The sequence below is a fragment of the Streptomyces sp. NBC_00385 genome, from assembly GCF_035917155.1.
GTDB classification, from domain to species: Bacteria; Actinomycetota; Actinomycetes; order Streptomycetales; family Streptomycetaceae; genus Streptomyces; species Streptomyces poriferorum.
In genome coordinates, this window is sequence record NZ_CP107951.1 from 5,236,974 (window position 1) to 5,260,382 (window position 23,409).

General features: G+C 70.7%; 21 protein-coding genes, 1 pseudogene and 1 riboswitch. Of the genes and pseudogenes, 19 read left to right on the top strand and 3 right to left on the bottom strand.

What is annotated here, in order from left to right; all coding sequences use genetic code 11:
• Positions 1-130: 130 nt before the first annotated feature.
• Positions 131-709: a TetR/AcrR family transcriptional regulator gene (locus OG959_RS23415; protein ID WP_326661386.1), complete on the bottom strand. Its 579-nt coding sequence runs from the start codon at positions 707-709 to the stop codon at positions 131-133.
• Between the two features lie 116 nt (positions 710-825).
• On the opposite strand from OG959_RS23415, the gene OG959_RS23420 reads away from it, so the two are divergent.
• Together OG959_RS23420 and OG959_RS23425 are read left to right on the top strand one after the other, a co-directional pair.
• Positions 826-1,698 carry an SCO6745 family protein gene (locus OG959_RS23420; RefSeq protein ID WP_326661388.1) on the top strand — a complete coding sequence of 291 codons (873 nt, stop codon included), beginning with the start codon at positions 826-828 and terminating at the stop codon, positions 1,696-1,698.
• A gap of 108 nt (positions 1,699-1,806) precedes the next feature.
• Complete coding sequence (locus tag OG959_RS23425; RefSeq protein WP_442805611.1) at positions 1,807-2,589, top strand: HNH endonuclease family protein; 783 nt, start codon at positions 1,807-1,809, stop codon at positions 2,587-2,589.
• A gap of 105 nt (positions 2,590-2,694) precedes the next feature.
• On the opposite strand, the gene OG959_RS23430 is transcribed toward OG959_RS23425, so the two are convergent.
• Positions 2,695-3,567: a DUF4190 domain-containing protein gene (locus tag OG959_RS23430; protein WP_326661392.1), complete on the bottom strand. Its 873-nt coding sequence runs from the start codon at positions 3,565-3,567 to the stop codon at positions 2,695-2,697.
• A gap of 227 nt (positions 3,568-3,794) precedes the next feature.
• On the opposite strand from OG959_RS23430, the gene OG959_RS23435 reads away from it, so the two are divergent.
• The 8 genes from OG959_RS23435 to OG959_RS23470 all read left to right on the top strand — a co-directional run bounded on the left by OG959_RS23435 (position 3,795) and on the right by OG959_RS23470 (position 11,707).
• The gene (locus OG959_RS23435; RefSeq protein WP_326661394.1) at positions 3,795-5,942 is read left to right on the top strand and encodes an N-6 DNA methylase; all 2,148 of its coding nucleotides are present in this window, start codon (positions 3,795-3,797) and stop codon (positions 5,940-5,942) included.
• 121 nt (positions 5,943-6,063) lie between these two features.
• A complete protein-coding gene (locus tag OG959_RS23440; protein ID WP_326661397.1) occupies positions 6,064-6,708 on the top strand; it encodes a hypothetical protein in 645 nt (214 codons plus the stop codon).
• Positions 6,705-8,237, top strand: coding sequence for a serine/threonine-protein kinase (locus OG959_RS23445; protein WP_326661399.1), 1,533 nt, complete (start codon positions 6,705-6,707; stop codon positions 8,235-8,237). The genes OG959_RS23440 and OG959_RS23445 overlap by 4 nt, the downstream gene beginning before the upstream one ends.
• A gap of 112 nt (positions 8,238-8,349) precedes the next feature.
• Positions 8,350-9,318 carry a glycosyltransferase family 2 protein gene (locus OG959_RS23450; RefSeq protein WP_326661401.1) on the top strand — a complete coding sequence of 323 codons (969 nt, stop codon included), beginning with the start codon at positions 8,350-8,352 and terminating at the stop codon, positions 9,316-9,318.
• A complete protein-coding gene (locus OG959_RS23455; protein WP_326661403.1) occupies positions 9,315-9,716 on the top strand; it encodes a GtrA family protein in 402 nt (133 codons plus the stop codon). Before OG959_RS23450 ends, OG959_RS23455 begins: the two co-directional genes overlap by 4 nt.
• A 137-nt stretch (positions 9,717-9,853) precedes the next feature.
• Positions 9,854-10,510, top strand: coding sequence for a SurA N-terminal domain-containing protein (locus tag OG959_RS23460; protein WP_326661406.1), 657 nt, complete (start codon positions 9,854-9,856; stop codon positions 10,508-10,510).
• Positions 10,511-10,542: 32 nt separating this feature from the next.
• Complete coding sequence (locus tag OG959_RS23465) at positions 10,543-11,505, top strand: nucleoside triphosphate pyrophosphohydrolase (RefSeq protein ID WP_326661408.1); 963 nt, start codon at positions 10,543-10,545, stop codon at positions 11,503-11,505.
• 16 nt (positions 11,506-11,521) lie between these two features.
• Positions 11,522-11,707, top strand: a complete 186-nt coding sequence (locus OG959_RS23470) for a hypothetical protein (RefSeq protein WP_326661410.1) — start codon at positions 11,522-11,524, stop codon at positions 11,705-11,707.
• A gap of 2 nt (positions 11,708-11,709) precedes the next feature.
• On the opposite strand, the gene OG959_RS23475 is transcribed toward OG959_RS23470, so the two are convergent.
• Positions 11,710-12,996, bottom strand: coding sequence for a cytochrome P450 family protein (locus OG959_RS23475; RefSeq protein WP_326661412.1), 1,287 nt, complete (start codon positions 12,994-12,996; stop codon positions 11,710-11,712).
• A gap of 425 nt (positions 12,997-13,421) precedes the next feature.
• Between OG959_RS23475 and OG959_RS23480 the strand changes: the two are divergent.
• The 9 genes and pseudogenes from OG959_RS23480 to OG959_RS23520 form a co-directional block, all read left to right on the top strand.
• A pseudogene (locus OG959_RS23480) lies at positions 13,422-13,745 on the top strand (cytochrome P450); the annotation flags it as partial.
• A gap of 105 nt (positions 13,746-13,850) precedes the next feature.
• A complete protein-coding gene (locus OG959_RS23485; protein ID WP_326661413.1) occupies positions 13,851-14,798 on the top strand; it encodes a transglycosylase family protein in 948 nt (315 codons plus the stop codon).
• Positions 14,799-15,098: 300 nt separating this feature from the next.
• Positions 15,099-15,270, top strand: a riboswitch (cyclic di-AMP (ydaO/yuaA leader).
• A 4-nt stretch (positions 15,271-15,274) separates the two neighbouring features.
• Positions 15,275-16,018: a transglycosylase family protein gene (locus tag OG959_RS23490; RefSeq protein WP_326661415.1), complete on the top strand. Its 744-nt coding sequence runs from the start codon at positions 15,275-15,277 to the stop codon at positions 16,016-16,018.
• 286 nt (positions 16,019-16,304) lie between these two features.
• Entirely contained in the window at positions 16,305-17,585 is a 1,281-nt protein-coding gene (gene eno, locus OG959_RS23495) for a phosphopyruvate hydratase (protein WP_219572828.1), read from the top strand.
• 118 nt (positions 17,586-17,703) lie between these two features.
• Positions 17,704-18,174 carry an FtsB family cell division protein gene (locus OG959_RS23500; RefSeq protein ID WP_326661417.1) on the top strand — a complete coding sequence of 157 codons (471 nt, stop codon included), beginning with the start codon at positions 17,704-17,706 and terminating at the stop codon, positions 18,172-18,174.
• Positions 18,175-18,243: 69 nt separating this feature from the next.
• Positions 18,244-18,783 (top strand): DUF501 domain-containing protein, encoded by a 540-nt coding sequence (locus OG959_RS23505; protein ID WP_326661419.1) that lies wholly within the window; start codon positions 18,244-18,246, stop codon positions 18,781-18,783.
• 108 nt (positions 18,784-18,891) lie between these two features.
• Entirely contained in the window at positions 18,892-19,836 is a 945-nt protein-coding gene (locus OG959_RS23510) for a Ppx/GppA phosphatase family protein (RefSeq protein ID WP_326661421.1), read from the top strand.
• 434 nt (positions 19,837-20,270) lie between these two features.
• Positions 20,271-21,653, top strand: coding sequence for an NAD(P)/FAD-dependent oxidoreductase (locus tag OG959_RS23515; protein ID WP_326661423.1), 1,383 nt, complete (start codon positions 20,271-20,273; stop codon positions 21,651-21,653).
• Positions 21,654-22,016: 363 nt separating this feature from the next.
• Positions 22,017-23,321, top strand: coding sequence for a cyclopropane-fatty-acyl-phospholipid synthase family protein (locus OG959_RS23520; protein ID WP_326661424.1), 1,305 nt, complete (start codon positions 22,017-22,019; stop codon positions 23,319-23,321).
• Positions 23,322-23,409 lie beyond the last annotated feature (88 nt).

The following is a 23,409-nucleotide window of genomic DNA, read 5'->3' on the forward strand; positions in this document are numbered from 1 at the left end:
GCTCTTCTCGGCCCCGCCAGGCTTCGGCCCGGCGGGGCCGAGCGCGTAGGGCAGGCGTCGCGACGGGGCGAACGTTGCCTGCCGCATCACACCAGCTGCCCGCGTGAACGCGCTTCTTCGTCCCGGCCGGTCACTCGCCGCCAGGAGGTTTCGGGTCGAACAGCAGGTACGCGATCCTCCGGAACACCTCTTCCGGATCCCGGTCGCCCACCGCCCCGCTCAGGTTGCCGCTGAGCAGCAGGGTGGCGAAGCCGTGGGCCAGGGACCAGGCGGCCACACCGGTGAGCCGGGCGTCCTCCCCGCCGCCGGAGGGGAGACCGGTGACGCCCGCCCGCAGCTCCACCGACGCCCGTTCCTTCGCCGCGAGGAGGTCCGGGTCGTCGGCGCGGTAGAGGTCCGGCTGGAACATCACCTGGAAGTGGGCCGGATGTCCCGCGGCGAACCGTACGTACCGCACGCCCCGCTCCCGCAGGTCCGGTGCGGCGGCCAGGGCGTCGGCGAACAGCCCGTAGCCCTCGGCGGCGATGGCGGTGAGCAGGCCGGTGCGGTCCTTGAAGTGGTGGGCGGGCGCGGCGTGGGAGACGCCGGCCCGGCGGGCCAGGTCCCGGAGGCTGAGCGCGGCCGGGCCCTCGGTGCGGACGACGCCGAGGGCGGCGGTGAGGACGGCCCGCCGCAGGTCGCCGTGGTGGTAGGTGCGGTCGCTGCTCATGGAAGGAACCCTACGCGGAATCTAGTCATTGACAAGTTCGCGGGGCGAGGCGCACTCTGGCTCCCGAGGGACATCTAGTCACTGGCAAGATGGAAGCTGCTGCGGAAGGCGGAGACATGTCCGACGAGCTGGGTCGCGTACGGCAGATGTGGCACCTGCTGGAGCCCCTGCACGCTGTTCTCTACTACGCGCCGGAGGCCTTCGAGGAGGCCGCGGCACTCGGGTACGCGGTCGACGAGCGCTGGCCGAGCTACTTCGCGTGGCGGGCGGCGCCCCTCGGGGAGGAAGGGGCCGGGGCCGGCCGGGTCGCGGAGACCTTCTACAGCTTCAGCCCGGCGATGGTGGACGCCTACGTCCCCGCCGTCTGGTCCGTCGCCTCGCCCGGCGCCGTGCTCGCCGCCCGGGGCCGTGCCGTCGACCGCGCGTACCGGACGGTCCTGGGGGAGGCGGCCGCCGCGCCGGACACGGCCGAGGCCGCCGCGCTGGTGCGCCGTGTCGCGGAGGCCGCCGACACGACGGGCCGCCCGCTCGCCGCCGCCAACGCCGCGCTGCCCTGGCCGGACGAACCGCACCTGGTCCTCTGGCACGCGGCGACCGTCCTGCGCGAACACCGCGGTGACGGCCATCTGGCGGCGCTCGCCGACGCGGAGCTCGACCCGGCCGAGGCCCTGGTCTCGTTCGCCGCCATCGGTGCGGCGCGCCCGGAGGTGTTCGCGAGCCGGCGCTGGAGCGACGAGGAGTGGACGCAGGCCCGCGAACGCCTGGCGAAGCGCGACCTGTTGGCGGACGACGGTACGGCGACGGAGGCGGGCAGGGCGCTGCGCGCCGAGGTCGAGCGGCGCACGGACGAGGCGGCGGCCGCGCCGTGGCGGGCACTGGGGGACGAGGAGCGGGAGCGGCTCGTCGATCTGCTGGGCCCGTTGTGGGTGGCGGCACTCGGCTCCGGGCTGCTGCCGTCGGAGACGACGCTGGGCATCGGAAAGGTGTGATCCGGGCCGCATCCGGAGGCAGTGGATGCCATGAACACTCCCTGGCGGGGCAGACGTCCGTAGGATTCCCGGGTTGGTTCGGCTTTCTCCCCGTCAGGACGGCTTCGAGTGATATCTCCCCGCGATTGTCGAGTGTTCGTGCCCGCCCTGGGTGTGCTGACGGTGCTGGCCCTGACCGGCTGCGACCCCGAGCAGGTGTCCTCCGGAGGTGGCGGGGCGAGCAGCAGCGCGAACGGCGGCGGCCGGTCCGTCACCGGGTTCGGCGCCAGCCCGCTGGACAACCCGGACGGTACGAAGCCGGGTCTCGCCCCTCTCACCTCGGACGCGGACCGGGCGGCGGCCCGGAAGGTCATCGAGAAGGTGGCGACCAAGGGCCGGGGCCCCAAGACCGGCTACGAGCGGGACAAGTTCGGGTATGCCTGGAAGGACTCGGTCGACGGCATCCCGCTCTCGCGGAACGGCTGTGACACCCGGAACGACCTGCTGGCCCGCGACGGCAAGAAGGTCGCACTCCGGTCGGGATCGGACTGCGTGGTCGTCGCCATGACCCTCATGGACCCGTACACCGGCTCGGCCATCGAGTGGCGCAAGCAGCAGGCCACCAAGGTCCAGATCGACCACGTCATGCCGCTGTCGTACGACTGGCAGATGGGCGCCGCCCGCTGGAACGAGGCCAAGCGGCAGCAGATCGCCAACGACCCGCTGAACCTCCTGCCCGTGGACGGCCCGGCCAACAACGCCAAGCGCGACTCCGGCCCCGCGTCCTGGCTGCCGCCGTACAAGCCGGTGCGCTGCTCGTACGCCCTGCGGTTCGCCCAGGTGTCGCTGAAGTACGAACTCCCGGTCACCACCGCGGACAAGAAGGTCATGCTGGAGCTGTGCGGCGGCTGAGGGCGGCTGCCGGCCTCCTCGGCCGCACGGGCCGGTCCCCGTGACGGGGTGGACGCGCGAACGGAACCCGCCCACGGGCGGGTTCCGTTCGCGCGTGGGTGCGGGTCAGAGCTTCAGGTCCCACTGGGTGGCCTCGTACGTGAAGCCGGGGTTGACCTCGACCGTCAGGTTCCCGGCGTCCGCGGGGGCGTCGAAGGCGTAGAGGACCGTGACCTTCTTGCCGGGCAGGACCGTGCCGCTGAAGCCCTCGCCGACCTTGTTGTCGTAGATCTGCTCGGCGTCGACTCCGTCCTGGCCGGCGCGCGCCTCGACGCTGACGAGCAGGGCGTCGAACTTCTCCTTGCCCGCGTTCTCGATGACGACGGCCACCTGGTAGGCCTTGTTGCCCTTGGTGTGGCCGGCCGCGAACGAGTCCGGGGTGTACGAGGTCGCGTCGCCGACCGTGATCGTGACGTCGTCGTCGTAGACCGCCGAGTCGCCGGCCTCCAGGGCCTCGGCGGTGTCCTCCTTCTTCCCTTCCTCCTTGGCGCTCGTGTCGTCCGTGTTCTTGGCGTCGGCCTCCCCGCCGGCCTTCGGCTTCGCGGAGGCGGTCGTGTCCGACACCGCCTTGTTCAGGTCGCTCACCGCGTCGTCGACCGCCTTGAACGTGATCACGGCGCCGACCACCGAGAGGATCAGCGCGATCAGGCCGAGGACCGCGCCGAACGTCGCCATGTTCTTGTTCGTCGCCTCGCCCCTCTTGGCGCGGCCCCGGCCCACCAGCCCCAGGATCAGCGCGATCAGGCCGAGGATGCCCGCCAGCCAGAAGAAGAACGGGACCAGGCCCGAGACCGCGCCGATGAGGCCGAGGATCAGGGCCGCCACGCCGAGTCCGTTGCGCGCGGGGCGCAGGCCGGGGGTGTGGGCGGGGCTGTACGGCTGCTGCGGCTGGGGCTGCCCGTACTGCGGGGACTGCGGCGGCTGGGTGAACTGGGACATGGCTGTGCCCTTCGGCAGGTGCGTAGATGAGTGGTGAGCGGTTCCACATGCCGCCTCGTGCAGCGACAGGTCAATGACACCATTCCTTGTGAACCGAGTCAACACCGTTCACAAGGAATGGGGCGGTGCACGCCGTGAACCGTGTGCTGTGAACAGGTCGCTATGCTCGCCGTCACAGCAGTGAGCACGGACGGGCAGCAGCGGTACGAGCACCAGGGAGACAGCAAGTGCCGGAGAACGCGACAGAGGTGACCGCCGCCGGTATCGCCCGGCTGGCAGGGGTGGGACGCGCCGCCGTCAGCAACTGGCGCCGTCGGCACGCCGACTTCCCCAAGCCCGTCGGCGGCACCGAGACGAGCCCGTCGTTCGCCCTGCCCGAGGTCGAGCAGTGGCTGCGCGACCAGGGCAAACTCGCCGAGGTCCCGCTCCGCGAGCGCGTCTGGCAGCAACTGTCCGGACATCCCGCAGGCGCCGTCCCCGCCCTGTTCCACGTCGGATGCGCCCTGCTCCTGGTGCAGGAGCGGCCCACCGCCTGGCGGGAGATCACGGCGGTGTCCGACGCGCGCATGGCCGGAGTGCTCTCCCTCGCCCTGAACGAGGTGCTCACCGCCCGGTTCGGACCGGCCTCCGGGACCGGACGCGCGGTTCACAGCCCCGACCGCTCCGAACTCCTGCCGTCCGTACCGCTCCTGCGGGGCGCCGCGGAGCTCGCCGCCGGGTCCGGGACCCGGGAGGCCTTCGAGTTCCTGCTCGGACGTCAGCTCGACGCCAACCCGCGCCAGTACACGCTCACCCCGCCCGGCCTGGCGGAACTGATGGCCGCACTGGCGGACACCGGCGGCGGCCCCCCGCGCACGGTCCTCGACCCGGCGGCGGGCACCGGCACCCTGCTCGGCGCGGTCCCGCGGCCCACCGCGCTGTACGCACAGGAGAGCGACCCGGACCTCGCGGCCCTCACCGCACTCCGTCTCGCCCTGCACACCGGCCCCGCCGAGTGCACGCTCGCCCTGCACACCGGCCCCGCCGAGTGCACGCTCGCCGTGCGGACCGGCGACGCCCTGCGCGCCGATGGCTTTCCCGGGCTCACCGCGGACGCCGTGCTCTGCCACCCGCCGTTCAACGAACGCAACTGGGGCCACGACGAACTCGCCTACGACCCGCGCTGGGAGTACGGCTTCCCCGCCCGCACCGAGTCCGAACTCGCCTGGGTGCAGCACGCGCTGGCCCGTCTGCGCGAGGGCGGCACCGCGGTCCTGCTGATGCCGCCCGCCGCCGCGTCGCGCCGCTCGGGCCGACGCATCCGCGCCGATCTGCTGCGCCGGGGCGCCCTGCGGGCCGTCATCGCGCTCCCGGCCGGTGCCGCACCCCCGTACGGCATCCCGCTCCACCTCTGGGTCCTGCGCAAGCCGGACGCAGGGCCGCACCCCTCGCCCGAACTCCTCCTCGTCGACACCGCGGAACCCGCCGAACCCGCCTCCGACCGGAGCGGCCGCGACCGCCTCGACTGGCCGGCCCTGCACACCGCCGTGCTCGACGCCTGGCGGCCGTTCAGCGGCGAGGCGGAGACCGGCCCGACAACCGCCCCGCCCCTCCCGAACGCCGAGAGCCACAGTCCCCGGCCCGGCGTCAGCCGCGTCGTCCCCGTCATCGAGCTCCTCGACGACGACGTCGACCTGGCCCCCGCCCGCCACCTGCCGTCCCCGGCCGCGGCCGACGGACCCGCCGAGCTGATCGACGTACGGGACCGGCTGACCAGGACCCTGGGGCTCGCGGACAGCCTCACCCCACCGCCCGTGGAGGTCTCCGACCCGGCGCGCTGGCCCCTCACCACCATCGGTGAACTCGCCCGCGCCGGCGCCCTCCAGCTCCGCACCGGCGGCACCGGGACCGGCACCGGCCCCGTACTCACCGAGCACGACGTCCTCGGCTCCACCGCACCCTCGGGAAACCTCCCCGCCGACGGGCCCCACGAGGAGCCCGTGCTCGTCGAACCCGGCGACGTCGTCGTCCCCGTACTCGGCGGCGGCTCCGTCGCCCGCGTCGTCGACGACGCCACCGCGGGCGCCGCGCTCGGCCGCAACCTCCAGCTGCTGCGCCCCGACCCGGCCGCCCTCGACCCCTGGTTCCTCGCCGGCTTTTTGCGCGGCACCGCCACCAACCGCCGGGCCAGCAGCTACGCGTCCACCGCCACCCGGCTCGACGCCCGCCGCCTCCAACTGCCCCGGCTGCCCCTGGCCGAGCAACAGCGGTACGGCGAACGGTTCCGTACCCTGGCCGCGTTCGAGGACGCACTGCGCCTCGCCGGCCAACTCGGCGGCCGGCTCGTCCAGGGGATGTACGACGGACTGACGGACGGTACGGTCACGCCGGAGTGAGCGGAACCACAACGGTTCCGTACAACCCGGGGCCCCTTGTCGGTGTCGCCCTTTACGCTCGGTTCTGCGCGCACGCCCAAGTGCGCGCGGACGTCCCATGACCAGGTATCCAGGAGCAGCCATGTACGCCCCGGGTCAACCGCCGAAGGCGCCGCGCAGAGTCCCCTCCAGGGCCTGGATCGTGTCGATGCGCGTGCTGTTCACCGCGCTCGCGGTGTGCTCCTGCGGCATGCTCCTGTGGGCACCCCTGCTGCGACTGGCGATCGTGCGCCGCAGAACCGCCGACTGGTGGGTGGCCGCGGCCGGCTTCGTCCTCGCCCTCACGCTGCTGCTCATCATCGGCAGGGACGGCGAGGACGCCCACGGCGTCGACTTCGTCTTCATACCGATGCTGTTCCTCGCGATGGCAGCCGCCGCCGCCCACTACCTCGTCGCCGACATCCGCCACTACGCGGAGCTGACACGGCAGAACACCCTGGGCGGCCACCTGCCGCCGGGACCGGGCTACGCGTACGCACCCACAACGCCCATGCAGACGCCCATGCCGCCCCCGCTCGGGCAACCCCTGCCCCCGCAGGCGTACCCGCCGCAGCACTACCAGCAGCCGTACCAGCCCAACCCCAACCCCGCCCCCACGCCCCCCGCGCAACAGCCGCAACCCCCCTCCCAGCAGCCCCACTCGACGCCCCACCCCCAGCGCATCGACCAGGTCCGCGCCGAACTCGACGAGCTCAGCGACTACCTCCGTAAGGAGGAGGGCCGGTGAGCGGTCGCCTCATCGGCGGACGGTACGAGCTGGCGACGATCCTCGGACAGGGCGGCATGGGCCAGGTCTGGACGGCCTACGACCAGCGCCTCGACCGCCGGGTCGCCGTCAAACTGCTGCGCCCCGACCGTGTCACCGGCCCCATCGGCAGCAACGCGGCGGAGGAACTGCGCCGCCGCTTCGTCCGCGAGTGCCGGGTCACCGCCCAGGTCGACCACCCGGGCCTCGTCACCGTCCACGACGCCGGCAGCGACGGCGACGAACTGTTCCTCGTCATGCAGTACGTCGAGGGCGCCGACCTCGGCGACCACCTCGCCGAGCACGATCCGTACCCCTGGCAGTGGTCCGTCGCCGTCGCCGCCCAGCTCTGCGCCGTCCTGTGCGCCGTGCACGCCGTGCCGATCGTCCACCGCGACCTCAAGCCCCGCAACCTGATGGTGCGCCCGGACGGCACCGTCCTCGTCCTCGACCTCGGCGTCGCCTCCGTCCTGGACACCGACACCACCCGCCTCACCCACACCGGATCACCCATCGGCTCCCCGGCCTACATGGCCCCCGAGCAGGCCATGGGCGGCGCCGTCGGCCCGTACACCGACCTGTACGCCCTCGGCGTGCTCCTGCACGAACTCCTCAGCGGAGACGTACCGTTCGCCGGATCCACCGCCCTCGGCGTACTCCACCGCCACCTCTACGAACCGCCGGCCCCCGTCCGCCAGATCCGGCCCGACATCCCCGAACCCCTCGAAACGCTCGTCCTGCGACTGCTCGCCAAGGACCCGCAGCACCGCCCGGCCAGCGCCCAGGAGGTGTACGAACACCTCGCCCCGCTGCTGCCCACCCGGAACTCCGGACAGCCCTCCGGACCGCTCGACCCCACCCGCCCCTTCCTGCGCCCGCACGCCCCGTGGCCCGACCGCGCCGCGACCCCGCCGGCCGCCCAGCCCGCGCCGATGCCCGCCCGGCCGGACGTCGCCGCCGCCGTCGACGAGGTCAAGAGGCTGCTCGGCGAAGGCCGCATCACCCAGGCCGTCGACATGCTCGGCGGCATCCTCCCGGCCGCCGCCGAACAGCACGGAGAAGGCTCCCCGGTCGTCCGCATCCTGCGCAAGCAGTACGCGGCGACCCTGATGGACGACGGCCAGTACCGCCGCGCCCTGCCCGAACTGCGCCGCCTCGCCGACGACCGCGCCGCCGAGGCCGGACCGGCCGACCTCCAGACCCTGCAGTTCCGCTACGACGCCGCACAGTGCCTGGAACAACTCGGCGAACCGGCCGCCGCCCTCGCCGAGTACCGCGCGGTCCTCCCGTACTACGAGAACCAGTACGCGACGAACAACGACCCGGCACGCTCCTACGAGATCCGCCAGCGCATCGGCCAGCTGCTCCTCGCCCTCGGCGACCACGCCGGCGCCCGCGGCCAGCTCCAGTCACTCCTGTACGACACCGAGCGGATGTACGGACCGCACCACCCCCTGCCCATCGAGCTGCGCCGGCAACTGGAACGCCAGCTGAAGGTCAGAGGCGGCTGAACCGCCACAGACCTCCGCCGCGGGCCCCCGCCACGGGCCAGTTCACCCAATCGTCGCCCCCGGGCCACACCCGCCATCCGCGCCCGTCACGTTGACCGGCTGATGTACTTTCGTGCTGATCTCGCTGGTGGTGCCCTGCTTCAACGAGGAAGACATCCTCGAACGCTTCCATGAACGTGTGACGGATGAGATGACCCGCCTGGGCCATGCCTTCCAGCTCGTCTACGTGGACGACGGGAGTACGGACCGGACCCTGCCGATCCTCCAGGAACTGGCAGCCGCCGACCCCCGGGCCCGCTACGTCTCCTTCAGCCGCAACTTCGGCAAGGAAGCCGCCATGCTCGCCGGCCTCCAGCACGCCGAGGGCGACGCCGTCGTCATCATGGACGCCGACCTCCAGCACCCGCCGGAACTCGTCGGCCGCATGCTCCAGGAACACGCACAGGGCTACGACCAGGTGATCGCCCGCCGCACCCGCAAGGGCGACCGCGTCACCCGTACCCTCACCGCCCGCGCCTACTACTGGCTGATCAACCGCCTCGTCGACGTCGAGCTCGTCGACGGAGTAGGCGACTTCCGGCTCCTCTCGCGGCGGGCCGCCGACGCCGTACTCGAACTCACCGAGTACAACCGCTTCTCCAAGGGCCTCTTCGCCTGGGTCGGCTTCCCCACCACGACCTTCAGCTACGAGAACGCCGTCCGGGAACAGGGCCGCTCCGCCTGGACCTTCGGCAAACTGCTGAACTACGGCCTCGACGGACTCCTCTCCTTCAACAACAAGCCGCTGCGCGCCGCGCTCTACCTGGGCATGCTCCTGATGTCCCTCGCCTTCGTCTACGCCGCCTGGATCGTCGGGGTCGCCCTGGTCAAGGGCGTCGACACCCCCGGATACGTCACCCTGCTCGTGGTGCTCACCGCCCTCGCCGGCGTCCAGATGGTGATGGTCGGAGTGGTGGGGGAGTACGTCGGCCGGATCTACTACGAGGTCAAGCGCCGCCCGCACTTCCTGGTCAAGGCCACCAACACCCAGACACACCGGCCTGCTCAGGAGCCGGCACCCCTGGAGTTCGTACGCCGATGACGGTCAAGGCACAACTGGCCCGGTTCGCCCTCGTGGGCGCCGTGAACACCGGCACGTACTACGGCTGCTACCTCGTCCTGCTCCACTGGCTGCCGTACATAGCCGCGCATGTGATCGCCTTCGCGCTCAGCATGACCGGCTCGTTCTTCCTCAACTCCTACTTCACCTACCGCACCCGGCCCACCTGGCGGAAGTTCCTGCTCTTCCCGCTCACCAACGCGGCCAACTTCGTCATCACCACCGGCGGCGTCTACCTGCTGGTCGACCTGGCCGGATTCAGCAGCCGCTACGCACCGCTGGTGGCGGCCGCGGCCGCCATCCCCATCACGTTCGTCGTCTCGCGCACGATCATGCTGCGCCCCGACACCCCGCCGAAACCGGTCGAACGGGTGGGCTGAGCCGCGCCGCCACCACCCCACATCCCCAACTCCTCCCGAATCGTTGGTCGAATCAGTGGCCCGGACCCGTTCCACTCCCTAACATCGATCACCGCAAGGCTTTGTGCACCGCCGCACAATCTCCTCGGGAGGCTCCTTTGCACCGCCGCCGTCGCACCGCGCTCACCGTCTCCGCCGCACTGCTCACCGCAGCGCCGCTCCTCGCCGCCTGCGGCAGCCAGGCCCACCCGGGCGCCGCGGCCGTCGTGGGCGGGGACCGGATCACGGTGGCCGCCGTGCAGGGCCAGGTCGCGGAGGTCCGCCGGGCGCAGGACACCTCGAAGCAGGCCGCCCAGATCACCAACCAGTCCGGCCAGCTCGGCCGCGCCAAGCTCCACGGGCTGATCCTGGACCGCGTCCTGGACAAGGCGTCCGCCGACGCGGGGGTGACCGTCACCCGTGCCGAGATCCAGCAGATGCGGCAGCAGGCCGTCGCACAGTACAAGGGGGAGGCCGGGCTGCGCGCCGCGGTCCTCCAGGAGCGCTGGATCGCCCCGGACCAGATCGACGCCTTCCTGCGGGAGCAGATCCAGCTGACCAAGCTCGGCCAGGCGCTCGGGGCCGACCCGACGACCCCGGCCGGCACGAAGACCCTCGGCGATGCCCTGACGAAGGCGTCCAAGGCGCTGAAGGTCGACGTCAACCCGCGCTTCGGCACCTGGAACAACCAGCAGATCCAGCTCGCCGACTACAAGGCCCCCTGGATCAACCAGGTCACCAAGCCGGCCCAGTCGGCCGCGGAGGCCGGGGCCTGAGGACCGTCCGACGGCCGGGGTAGATTCGCGGTGTGAACGCTGAAGACCCCGGCCGCATCGTCCTGCTCACCGCCAGCCACCGCGTCGCGCCCGGACTCCTGTCCTGGCCCGCCTGGCAGACACTGCACGCCGCCGACCGTGTGCACTGCGGGGAACAGGACCAGCCGCAGCTGCCGTACCTCCGTGAGGCGGGCGTCACCGTCACGCCCGGCGTGCCCGACGCGCAGGAACTCGTCGACGCGTGCGCCGGCGGCCGGACCGTCGTCGTCCTCACCGGCGGTGAGGGCAACCAGCCGCTGACCGACGGACTGGCCCGCCTGGCCGGTTCGGGGCGGGTGCGCATGCCGAACCTGGAGCTGCTGCCGGGTTCGTACGATCTTCCCGGCGCCCGGCTCCTCGATCTGGTCCAGGTCATGGACCGGATCCGCCTCGAATGCCCCTGGACCTCGCAGAAGACCCACAAGGGCCTCGCCAAGTACGCCATCGAGGAGGCGTACGAACTCGTCGAGGCGATCGAGGACGGCGACCGCGAGGAGCTCCGCGAGGAGCTCGGGGACGTACTGCTCCAGGTCGTCTTCCACGCGCGCATCGCGGAAGAGGACGAGGAGGAGCCCTTCTCCGTCGACGACGTCGCGGCCACCCTCGTCGAGAAGCTGATCCACCGCCACCCGCACGTCTTCGGCGACGAGACCGCCGAGACACCGGAGGACGTCCACGCACACTGGCTGCGGACGAAGGCGATCGAGAAGCAGCGCGAGTCGGTCACCGACGGGGTGCCGCTCGGTCAGCCCGGTCTGGCACTCGCCGCGAAGCTCGCGAGCCGGGTCCGTACGGCAGGGCTCGACGTGGCGCTCCCCCAGGGCGACGACATCGGCTACCGCCTCCTCGCCCTGGCCGTGCGCGCCCAGGAGGACGGCATCGACCCGGAGGCGGCGCTGAGGGCCGCGGGGCGCGCGTACCGGGACGCCATCAGGGCTGCGGAGGGCGTCGGGTAGCGGCAGGGAGGAGTCTGTGTCCACGAGGCACGAGCACGCAGTCTTCGCCTCGCCACTCTTCGGCCTGCCGTATGCGCGGCTGACCCCGCACATCGCCGGGATGACCAGGAGCGCCATGGCCACGGCGGCCCTCTGCTGCGCCGACCACATCGCAGCCCTGCTCGCCGGCCGATCGGACGGCGTACCCGTGGTGACTGCGTGACTTCATCCGTCCTCGGACGAGCCCGCCGTGCCGCCCTCGCGATCGGCCAGCCGTCGTTGAGGCGTGAACCCCACCGGGAGTGTCCGCAGCCCACGCATGATGAGACCGCCCCGCCACCGTAGGTCGGCTGGTTCAACCGAGAGTTGAAGGTCCGGCAGGCGGCGGAACAGGGTCTCCAGGGCGATGCGTCCCTCCAGGCGTGCGAGGGGAGCGCCCAGGCAATAGTGGATGCCGTGCCCGTACCCCAGATGCTGGTTGTCCCGGCGAGAAAGATCGAGTGTGTCGGGCTCCGTGAATCGGTCCGGATCACGGTCAGCCGCCGCGAGTACGACGAGTACGGGATCGCCCTCGCGGATCAGTTCTCCTCCGATTTCGAGAGCGTCCGTGGCGTAGCGCCAAGTGGCCAGTTCCACCGGGCCGTCGAAACGAAGCAGCTCCTCGATGGCGGTGTCCAAGAGGCGGTTGTCGCCTTGTTGGATCGCACTCTGGAACACCGCACGCTGCGGGGAGTTACGGAAGAACGCGTGGGCGCTGTTGCCGATCAGGTTGATGGTCGTCTCGAAACCCGCGAAGAGGATCACGAAGCACATCGCGGCAGCCTCGTTCTCGGTGAGGTGCTCTCCGTGGTCGCTTGCCCGGATCAGGCCGGAGATCAGGTCATCGCCGGGGTTTTCCCGCTTTCGGTGAATCAGCTCGGCGAGGTAGGCGCGGATCTTCTTCACGGACCGGGCGACCCCGCCGCGCGGCCCGCCGCCGTGCCGGATCATCATGCCCGCCCAGTCGCGGAAGTCGTCCTGATCCTCTTCGGGTACACCGAGCAGATCGCAGATGGCGTAGATGGGGAGCGGGAAGGCGAAGTCATGGATGAGGTCGGCATCCCCCTTCTCCGCGAAATCGTCGATGAGCCGGTCCGCCAGCTCCTGCACGCGCGGTCCGAAGGCGGCGATCGTCCGGGGCGTGAACGCCTTGGACACCAGCCGGCGCAGCCGTGTGTGGTCGGGCGGGTCGATGTTCAGGAGATGCGTCATCAGGTTGGCACTGCGCTCGCCAGGGATGCCGGTCTTGGTCTTGCCCTGGGCGTCCTCGGCGTGGTGCGCCGGGTTCTTCGAAAGGCGGCTGTCGGCGAGGGCCTGCCGTGCGTCCGCGTACCGGGTGACGAGCCATGCCTCGACGCCGCTGGGCAGTGTCGTCTGGTGTACGGGGCTGTGCTCCCTCAGCCAGGCGTAGGCGGGGTACGGGTCGGTGGCGAACTCCCAGGTGAAGAGTTCGGGCGGCGGGGTGTGGTTCACGTGACGACGGTATCGGGCGTCTGTCGGCGAGCGGCCGCCGTCGGTGTTCCGGACTTCGCTTCCGAGGTGCCCGGTCGGCTCCCTGTCGAACACCAGTAGCCGACATCCGCGCGCAGTTCTCCGGCATGCTCCACCGGCTTCGGCAAGGGCTGTCCTGGGTCGACATGCCTCTTACGTGGGGACCCGTCCATCCCATGCGGGAACGGCAACTCGTCTGGTGGAAGAAGGGTGCCTGGCCCGAGGTCATGGCGGTTCTGGGCGCGGACCGCAGGGGGGTAGAGGCATATCAGCGTCCGACTCCGCCGCAGCTCACGGTCACAGGAGTGCTCCGTGGCAGCCTGCTGTCAGTACGAAGCGAGGCTCCCAAGGTCAAAGGGGCGTCAGGAACCTTCCCGGAGGCTCCTTCCTTGCCCGGGTGAAACCAACCCGTCCCCGTCGTGCTCGCAGCCGCCGAACGGGACCCCGGGCGCATCGACGGGCCGGACACCCTGGACCTCGCGCGGCGTGACAACCAACACCTCGGTTACGGTCACGGAATCCACTACTGCCTGGGAGCGCCGCTCGCCCGGCTGGAGGGGCAGGCCGCGCTCGCCACGCTTCTGGAGCGCCTTCCTGGCCTGCGACTTGCGGGAGAACCTGCCGATTTGCGGTGGCGTGGCGGGCTCATCATGCGCGGACTGCGCACCCTGCCGGTGGAGTTCACGCCGGGGCCGGTGCGCGGTGAAGGTGACACTCTGTCAACTCTGTGACTTTCACGTGATCTCTGCTGCATCGACTTGTGACACACGTTCGAGTCCCGCTAGGTTCACCGTTCGACTCACCAGTCACTCGTCAGTCACACGGAAGGCATCCCCATGGGCTCCGCGAACGGCAGACACCGTCGCCCTCGGCAGGCACCCGCGATCATCGTCGCCGCAGGCGTGACCGGTTCGGCCATCGCCATCCCGCTGCTCGGCGCGGCAGGTGCGCACGCCGCCGACGCCTCGACCTGGGACCGCGTGGCCGAGTGCGAGAGCGGCGGCATGTGGAGCGCCGACCTCGGCAACGGCTACTACGGCGGCCTGCAGTTCTCGCAGGAGGTCTGGAAGTCGTACGGCGGCGAGTCGTACGCCGAGCGCGCCGACCTCGCCAGCCGCTCGCAGCAGATCGCCGTGGCGGAGAAGGTCCTGGAGGACCAGGGGCCGAAGGCATGGCCCAGCTGTGCGGTCATCTCCGGTCTCGTCGTGGACAGCGGCCTGCCGGGGGTGGACCCGGGCAGCACTCCGTCCGCCGACCCGACGGAGAGCGTGGATCCGTCCGCGAGCGCCGATCCGTCCGCGAGTACCGACCCGTCCGAGGGCGCGACCTCGTCGGACGACGCGTCGTCGGGGGCGAAGGCGCCGTCGGGCGACGCGAAGGACGACGCGAAGCCGGACGCGTCGGCCACGCCCTCCGCCACCCCCTCCACGACGCCCTCGGGTGATGCCTCGGGCGCCGAGAAGGGCACCTCGGGGCAGGAGAAGGGCGGCAAGCACCGCGGCACGCCGGCCCCCGAGGAGACCCGGGAGAGCGGCCGCAGTGGTGACCGGGACGCGGGGCGGCATGCTTCGCGTGGTGCCGGTGACGCACGCGACACCGGCGCCCCGGCTGCTGACGGTGCGTACACCGTCCGTGCGGGCGACAACCTGTGGGCGATTGCTGATGCACAGCAGCTGCCCGGCGGGTGGACGGCTCTGTACGAGGCCAACAAGGCCGAGGTGGGCTCCGACCCCGACCTCATCCTGCCTGGCCAGAGCCTCGATCTCGGCGTGAAGGCCGAATGAGCGCGGTCTGATGATCAGCTGAAAACACCCCAAATATTGGGGTAGTTAAGAGGCCTATGTCCCACTTTTGACCAAGTGAGACATGGGTCTCTTTGCGTGAACTGGCGTGTCTTGTCCGGGAGGTACCGCCGCATCCGTTCCCACCTGCGCAAACAGTGCTTCTTCGGGTGCAAGTAAGGGCTGTTTATCCGGTATGTCCATCTTTGGATATGAGGGTTGGTGTGTTTACGGTCGGAACCGCTCGCACCGCGGGCCCCGTCGATCGTCACGCCGAATCCTGCCGTCGGTCGAAGGGAACAGACGCGTAAAGCGCCGTAGGCAGGAGCGGGGGACCCAGGTAGGCGCCGGGCCCGATCGTCGCAAGACGCATCAGGACCGGCTTGGGGTGAAGTCGCGTGCTAGGACGTGCGACCGGGCAACTCACTTGGCCCGAACCCGACAGCTCACCTCGTAGGCGTCGGTGAGGAGAAGTCTCGATGCTGCTCAACAGCAAGGGCAACAAGCACCGTCGCCCGTCCAAGGCCGTCCGTATCGCCACGCTCGCCGGTGTCACCGGTGCCGCCATCGCCGTGCCCCTGATGGGTGCGACCGGCGCCTCCGCCGCCTCCGTCTCCACGTGGGACGCCGTCGCCCAGTGCGAGTCCGGCGGCAACTGGTCCATCAACACCGGCAACGGTTACTACGGTGGCCTGCAGTTCTCGCAGTCCAGCTGGGCGGCCGCAGGCGGCACCCAGTACGCGGCCCGTGCCGACCTGGCCACCAAGGCTCAGCAGATCGCCACCGCCGAGAAGCTCCTCGCCCTGCAGGGCCCGGGCGCCTGGGCCTGCGCCGGCGCCGGCAACCTGAGCAACGACGGTGTCGACCCGGGCGTCGACACCGGCTCCTCCGCCGCCAAGACCGAGACCGCCCCGAAGCAGGAGTCCGCGCCGGTCCAGAAGGCCGAGCCGAAGAAGGCCGAGCGCGCCGAGGCCCCCTCCACCAACCGCTCCGAGCGCTCGGCCGCCCCCAAGGCCGAGTCGAAGACCGTCACGACCCCGACCGGCAAGAAGGTCGAGAAGGGTGACGGCGAGTACAAGGTCGTCACCGGCGACTCCCTGAGCAAGATCGCCGCCGACCACGAGGTCGAGGGCGGCTGGGAGCAGCTCTTCAAGCTGAACAAGGACATCGTCACGGACGCCGACCTGATCTACCCCGGTCAGCAGCTGCACCTGACGAAGTAGTCGCGATCTCTCCTCGCTGATGACCCCGGCCGCCCCGGCCCGGTGCGCACCTTCCCCCCGTGCGTTCCGGTCCGGGGTGAGCCGGTTTCTGCGTTGATCGTTCAACTGTTGTAGTTACTAGCCAGTAAATTTCTGGCCTTTTGCCCCGCTGTGCCTGCCCTTGGGTCCTTTTTCGTCCCAGGGGACGGGCGGTCGGCCGGTTGGGGCGGCCGGGCCGGTTAGGCTCTTGTCGCAAGGCCAAAGCGACCCTGCACCACAAGCGTCACATCCCAGAAGGAGATGCCTCGTGCCGTCCATCGACGTCGTCGTAGCCAGGGAAATCCTCGACTCCCGCGGAAACCCCACGGTCGAGGTCGAGGTCGGCCTCGACGACGGCAGCACGGGCCGTGCTGCTGTTCCGTCCGGCGCCTCCACCGGCGCGTTCGAGGCCATTGAGCTTCGCGACGGCGACCCCAACCGCTACCACGGCAAGGGCGTCGAGAAGGCCGTCCTCGCCGTGATCGAGCAGATCGGCCCGGAGCTCGTCGGCTACGACGCGACCGAGCAGCGGCTGATCGACCAGGCGATGTTCGACCTGGACGCCACGGAGAACAAGGGCTCGCTCGGCGCCAACGCCATCCTCGGCGTCTCGCTCGCCGTGGCCCACGCCGCCTCCGAGGCCTCGGACCTGCCGCTGTTCCGCTACCTCGGTGGCCCGAACGCGCACCTGCTGCCCGTCCCGATGATGAACATCCTCAACGGTGGGTCGCACGCCGACTCCAACGTGGACATCCAGGAGTTCATGATCGCGCCGATCGGCGCGGAGTCCTTCTCCGAGGCCCTGCGCTGGGGCGCCGAGGTCTACCACACGCTGAAGAAGGTCCTGAAGACCAAGGGCCTGTCCACGGGTCTCGGTGACGAGGGCGGCTTCGCGCCGAACCTGGAGTCGAACCGCGCCGCCCTGGACCTCATCGTCGAGGCCATCAAGGAAGCCGGCTACGCCCCGGGCAAGGACATCGCGCTCGCGCTCGACGTCGCCGCCTCGGAGTTCTACAAGGACGGCAAGTACGAGTTCGAGGGCAAGTCCCGCTCGGCCGCCGAGATGACCGAGTACTACGAGGAGCTCGTCTCCGCGTACCCGCTGGTCTCCATCGAGGACCCGCTGTACGAGGACGACTGGGCCGGTTGGAAGGTCATCACCGACAAGATCGGCGCCAAGGTGCAGATCGTCGGCGACGACCTCTTCGTCACCAACCCGGAGCGGCTGTCCCGCGGCATCGAGGAGGGCTCGGCCAACGCCCTGCTCGTCAAGGTCAACCAGATCGGTTCGCTGACCGAGACCCTGGACGCCGTCGAGCTGGCCCAGCGCAACGGCTTCAAGTGCATGATGTCGCACCGTTCCGGCGAGACCGAGGACGTCACCATCGCCGACCTCGCGGTCGCCGTGAACTGCGGTCAGATCAAGACCGGCGCCCCGGCCCGCTCGGACCGCGTCGCCAAGTACAACCAGCTGCTGCGCATCGAGGAGATCCTCGACGACGCCGCCGTGTACGCCGGCCGCTCGGCGTTCCCGCGCTTCAAGGGCTGACACGTACAGCACGGGCTCACCAAGCCCGGCGGGGTCAAGTGCCCCGGCCTCCGTCCGTCCCCGCACTCGGTCCCGTACCGTGTGCGGGGACGGACGTGCGTAATGGGGAGGCGGAGACATGGCCGCGAAGGACCGGGACCGGTTCTCCACCGCGACCCGGCTGCGGTTGCTCGGTGAGCAGACCGCCGCCCGCGTCTACCGTTCCCAGAACCGCCGTCAGGCCCGCCGCTCCCGGCTCACCGGCCGGGCCGCCTTCCTGGCCCTGGTGGTCTGCTCGCTGATCGTCGCCCTCGCGTATCCGATGCGGCAGTACGTGTCGCAGCGCGACGAGATCGCCGACCAGGAGCGGCTGGCACAGGAGGCCGAGGCCCGCACCGAGGAGCTGCGCGACGAGAAGGCGCGGCTCCAGGACGACGCGTACATCAAGCGGCTGGCCCGCCAGCACCTGCACTACCTTCTTCCCGGGGAGACCGGCTACACCGTGGTCGACCCCGACGCGGTCAAGGAGCGCAACGGGACGTCGGAGGAGACCGACCGGCCCTGGCACTCCAACCTGTGGGACGGCGTCGACAGCGCCGACCGCGGCTGAGCCGCAGCACTTCCTTCCCCATCTGCAGAACCGCAGTTCGAGCAGTCCGATCAGAACCCCTAGGCAGGCATGGAAACGCCCCCTCCCCAGACCGAGTCCACCGCGCCCACCGACGCGGACATCGCCGCGTTCCAGCAGCAGCTGGGGCGCCCGCCGCGGGGGCTGCGCGCGATCGCGCACCGCTGCCCGTGCGGCAACCCGGACGTGGTCGAGACGCAGCCCCGGCTGGAGGACGGTACGCCGTTCCCGACGACGTTCTACCTGACGTGCCCGCGTGCGGCGTCCGCGATCGGCACGCTGGAGGCCAACGGGGTCATGAAGGAGATGACCGAGCGCCTCGGTACGGACCCCGAGCTGGCCGCGGCGTACCGGGCCGCGCACGAGGACTACATCGCGCGGCGTGACGCCATCGAGGTGCTGGAGGGCTTCCCGAGCGCGGGGGGCATGCCGGACCGGGTGAAGTGCCTGCATGTGCTCGTCGGGCACTCGCTGGCCGCGGGGCCGGGCGTGAACCCGCTAGGGGACGAGGCGATCGCGATGCTGCCGGAGTGGTGGCGCAAGGGGCCGTGCGTGTCGCCGTGCGGTGCGCCGGACGGGGACGAGGGCTGAGGTCCCTCTCGGGGGCTCCGCCCCCGGACCCCCGCTCCTCAATCGCCGGAGGGGCTTGATCTGCCGCCGGTGAGTCTCAAGACATGATGTGCCGGAGAGGCTGAAGAGATGACACGCGTGGCCGCCATCGACTGCGGTACCAACTCGATCCGTCTGCTCGTGGCGGACGCCGACCCCGCCACCGGTGAGCTCGTCGAGCTCGACCGGCGGATGGAGATCGTCCGGCTGGGGCAGGGCGTCGACCGGACCGGGCGGCTTGCCCCGGAGGCGCTGGAGCGGACGTTCGCCGCCTGCCGGCAGTACGCCGCGGTGATCAAGGAGCACGGCGCGGAGAAGGTCCGCTTCGTCGCGACCTCCGCCTCCCGGGACGCGGAGAACAGGGACGACTTCGTCCGTGGCGTCCTGGACATCCTGGGCGTCGAGCCCGAGGTGATCACCGGTGACCAGGAGGCCGAGTTCTCGTTCGACGGGGCCACCAAGGAGCTGGTCGGGCGGGACGACCTCGCGAAGCCGTACCTCGTCGTGGACATCGGCGGCGGGTCCACCGAGTTCGTCGTCGGCGACGACCGGGTCCGGGCGGCCCGGTCCGTGGACATCGGCTGCGTCCGGATGACCGAGCGCCACCTCACGCGGGACGGGGTGGTCAGCGATCCGCCCGCGCCGGAGCAGGTGGACGCGGTCCGCGCCGATGTCGCCGCCGCGCTGGACCTGGCCGAGGAGACCGTGCCGCTCACCTCGGCGGGCACGCTCGTCGGTCTCGCCGGAACGGTCACCACCGTGGCCGCCGTCGCGCTGGGGCTCGAGGAGTACGACTCCGAGGCGATCCACCACTCCCGGATCTCCCTGGAGCAGGTCCGGGAGATCTCCGGGCGGCTCCTCGCCTCCACCCACGCCGAGCGTGCGGCGATCGGCGCGATGCACCCGGGCCGGGTCGACGTGATCACCTCCGGGGCGCTGATCCTGCTGGGCGTGATGGAGCGGACCGGGGCGCGCGAGGTGGTCGTCAGCGAGCACGACATCCTCGACGGCATCGCCTTCTACGCGGCCCGTTAGAGCAGGCCCGCGGAGCGCCGCGGACCCTGCTCATCAGCACTCCGGCCTGCACTTCTGAGCCCCTCCGGACACCTCTGCGGGCGCCTTCGGCGACACGCCGCCACGAAGTTCGTGAACTTCTTCACAAGGAATTGGGCCCCCTGGGGCGGACTTCTGCTCCGAACGGGCCCGCGGGAGGGTGTGCGGGGTCGCCCGCCCCGCATACGGGGCGGTTCCGGCTGTGTTGCGGGTGTGTGAATCGGAGGGGTGGTTCACCCCGCTCGGCGGCTCAAGGGCCAGCTCACAAGCGGTGAACAACGTTCGCCAGGGTGTCGTGGTTCCCCTGTCGGCCCATGACCTGGGTCACGTGGGCGGCGAAGTGTAGCAGAGGGTGGGCCATACCTTGTGAAGGGGCTCACGAGCGTGCCCCCCGAGGGGGGTGGATACTCGATGGCATGAGCACCACGGAGCGTCCCAGGATCCTCGTAGTAGGCGGTGGGTACGTAGGCCTGTACGCAGCTCGGCGCATTCTGAAGAAGATGCGCTACGGCGAGGCGACCGTCACGGTCGTCGACCCCCGGTCGTACATGACCTACCAGCCCTTCCTCCCCGAAGCTGCTGCCGGCAGCATCTCGCCTCGGCATGTCGTCGTCCCGCTGCGACGCGTGCTGCCCAAGGCCGAGGTCCTCACCGGCCGCGTCACGACCATCGACCAGGACCGCAAGGTCGCCACGGTTGCGCCGCTCGTCGGCGAGGCCTACGAGCTGCCCTTCGACTACCTGGTCATCGCGATGGGCGCCGTCTCCCGTACCTTCCCGATCCCCGGCCTGGCCGAACAGGGCATCGGTATGAAGGGCATCGAGGAGGCCATCGGCCTGCGCAACCACGTCCTCGAGCAGCTGGACAAGGCTGACTCGACGACCGACGAGGACGTCCGCCGCAGGGCGCTGACGTTCGTCTTCGTGGGCGGCGGTTTCGCCGGCGCGGAGACCATCGGCGAGGTCGAGGACATGGCCCGCGACGCGGCGAAGTACTACACGAACGTGAAGCGCGAGGACATGCGCTTCATCCTCGTCGACGCCGCCGACAAGATCCTTCCCGAGGTCGGCCCGAAGCTGGGCACCTGGGGCCGGGAGCACCTGGAGTCCCGCGGTGTCGAGGTCTTCCTCTCGACCTCCATGGACTCCTGCGTCGACGGTCACGTGGTGCTGAAGAACGGCCTGGAGGTCGACTCCAACACCATCGTGTGGACCGCCGGTGTGAAGCCGAACCCGGCGCTGGCCCGTTTCGGCCTGCCGCTCGGCCCGCGTGGCCACGTCGACACCACCGAGAAGCTCCAGGTGCAGGGCACCGACTACATCTGGGCTGCGGGCGACAACGCCCAGGTGCCGGACATGGTCGGCCGCAAGGCCGGTAACCCGAACGCCTGGTGCCCGCCGAACGCCCAGCACGCGCTGCGCCAGGCCAAGGTCCTCGGGGACAACGTCATCTCCGGGATGCGCGGCTTCCCGCAGGGCGACTACAGCCACGCCAACAAGGGTGCGGTCGCCGGTCTGGGCCTGCACAAGGGCGTCGCGATGATCGTCATGGGCAAGGTGAAGATCAAGCTCAAGGGCCGTCTCGCCTGGTACATGCACCGTGGCTACCACGGCATGGCGATGCCGACCTGGAACCGTAAGATCCGGATCTTCGCCGACTGGACCCTGGCGATGTTCCTCAAGCGCGAGGTCGTCTCGCTCGGTGCCATGGAGACTCCCCGCGAGGAGTTCTACGAGGCCGCCAAGCCGGCGCCGGCCCCCGCCGCCGCCAAGCCCGTGAGCGAGAAGGCCAAGGCCTAGGTTCCGGCCCGGACGGGAGGGCCCCGGCCCTCCCGTCCGGTACGCGGATCTCCGGATCCGCGACAGACAGTCGCACGACGCCCGAAGGGGCCGTCCGCCATCCGTGGTGCGGACGGCCCCTTCGGCGTATCGGTGCAGGTCGGCGCGGCAGCCGGTGCGGGAGTGCGGGGGCCAGCGCCCCGGCGGATGCATGTGCGGTACAGGTATTTTGCCGTTCCATTGCGCGGTAGCGGGATGGCCCGGCCGCCGGAAACTGTTGAAGGGGTGTACCTCGCCGTGGCGCCAAGGGTGCCGGGGCGTGGTCCGAGGCATGCGTGGGCATGTCTGGGCACGTTGGGAAACACCATCACGGAGGTGTGCGCCATGGCAGACGCCGCATTGCGGCTGACCGCTCTCGCCCAGGAGTTGCTGGGAGAACCCCTACCGGTCCGCATCCGGGCCTGGGACGGCAGCGAATCCGGCCCCCCCGGCGCCCCCGTCCTCGTCATCAGGAACCGCCGTGCCCTGCGCCGCCTGCTGTGGAAGCCGGGCGAACTGGGCCTCGCCCGGGCCTGGGTGGCCGGGGAACTCGACATCGAAGGCGACCTGTACGCGGCCCTGGACCTGATGGCCGGGCTGATCTGGGAGCGCGGCGGCGAGGCGAAGGACAGCGTCCACCCGGTCCGCGACCCGAAGCTGCGCGCCGCGGCCAAGGGGCTGCTGCAACTGGCCGGCCCGTGGCCCCCGCCCCCGCCGCCGCCCGAGGAGGTACGCCGGCGCAGCGGCACGCTGCACACCAAGCGCCGTGACAAGGAGGCCATCAGCCACCACTACGACGTGGGCAATGACTTCTACGCACTGGTCCTCGGCCCGTCCATGGTCTACTCCTGCGCCTACTGGGAGGACGGCGGGAACCTCGAGGACGCCCAGCGCGACAAGCTCGACCTGGTCTGCCGCAAGCTCGCCCTGAAGGAGGACGACCGCCTCCTGGACGTCGGCTGCGGCTGGGGCTCCATGGCCATCCACGCCGCCCGTGAGTACGGCGCCCGCGTCACCGGAGTGACCCTCTCCGTGGAACAGGCCGCCTTCGCCAGGAAGCGCATCGCCGAGGAGGGCCTGACCGACCGGATCGAGATCCGGGTCCAGGACTACCGGGACGTCAGGGACGGCCCGTACGACGCCATCTCCTCGATCGGCATGGCCGAACACGTCGGCTCGGTCCGCTACCGCGAGTACGCCGACGACCTCTACGCACTCCTCAAGCCCGGCGGGCGCCTCCTCAACCACCAGATCGCCCGCCGCCCGGAGAAGGACGAGTCCGCGTACCACGTGGACGAGTTCATCGACGCCTACGTCTTCCCGGACGGCGAACTGGCCCCGGTGGGCCGGACCGTCGCGACCCTCGAAGAAGCCGGTTTCGAGGCCCGCGACGTCGAGTCGCTCCGCGAGCACTACGCCCTGACCCTGCGCCGCTGGGTCGCCAACCTGGAGAAGGAGTGGCCGCGCGCGGTGAAGATGACCTCGCCCGGCCGGGCCAGGGTCTGGCGCCTCTACATGGCCGCCTCCGCCCTCTCCTTCGAGCACAACAAGATCGGTGTGAACCAGATCCTCGCGGTCCGCCCGGCCGACGGCGGGGGCGCCCGCATGCCGCTGCGAGCCCGCGACTGGAAGGCCGACGCGACCGCCTGATCGTGGAGACCTACACGACCGTCTGACTCCGCAGACGTACGCGACCGTCTGACCCCGGAGACGTAAGCGACCGCCCGATCCCTGGAGA

What these genes read in the sequence shown, in the direction of transcription:
- OG959_RS23430 (WP_326661392.1), bottom strand. Translation starts at nt 3,567, where the DNA reads ATGTCCCAGTTCACCCAGCCGCCGCAGTCCCCGCAGTACGGGCAGCCC.
- OG959_RS23510 (WP_326661421.1), top strand. Translation starts at nt 18,892, where the DNA reads ATGACACGCGTGGCCGCCATCGACTGCGGTACCAACTCGATCCGTCTG.
- OG959_RS23500 (WP_326661417.1), top strand. Translation starts at nt 17,704, where the DNA reads ATGGCCGCGAAGGACCGGGACCGGTTCTCCACCGCGACCCGGCTGCGG.
- OG959_RS23455 (WP_326661403.1), top strand. Translation starts at nt 9,315, where the DNA reads ATGACGGTCAAGGCACAACTGGCCCGGTTCGCCCTCGTGGGCGCCGTG.
- OG959_RS23440 (WP_326661397.1), top strand. Translation starts at nt 6,064, where the DNA reads ATGTACGCCCCGGGTCAACCGCCGAAGGCGCCGCGCAGAGTCCCCTCC.
- OG959_RS23415 (WP_326661386.1), bottom strand. Translation starts at nt 709, where the DNA reads ATGAGCAGCGACCGCACCTACCACCACGGCGACCTGCGGCGGGCCGTC.
- OG959_RS23485 (WP_326661413.1), top strand. Translation starts at nt 13,851, where the DNA reads ATGGGCTCCGCGAACGGCAGACACCGTCGCCCTCGGCAGGCACCCGCG.
- OG959_RS23505 (WP_326661419.1), top strand. Translation starts at nt 18,244, where the DNA reads ATGGAAACGCCCCCTCCCCAGACCGAGTCCACCGCGCCCACCGACGCG.
- OG959_RS23420 (WP_326661388.1), top strand. Translation starts at nt 826, where the DNA reads ATGTCCGACGAGCTGGGTCGCGTACGGCAGATGTGGCACCTGCTGGAG.
- OG959_RS23520 (WP_326661424.1), top strand. Translation starts at nt 22,017, where the DNA reads ATGGCAGACGCCGCATTGCGGCTGACCGCTCTCGCCCAGGAGTTGCTG.
- OG959_RS23490 (WP_326661415.1), top strand. Translation starts at nt 15,275, where the DNA reads ATGCTGCTCAACAGCAAGGGCAACAAGCACCGTCGCCCGTCCAAGGCC.
- OG959_RS23515 (WP_326661423.1), top strand. Translation starts at nt 20,271, where the DNA reads ATGAGCACCACGGAGCGTCCCAGGATCCTCGTAGTAGGCGGTGGGTAC.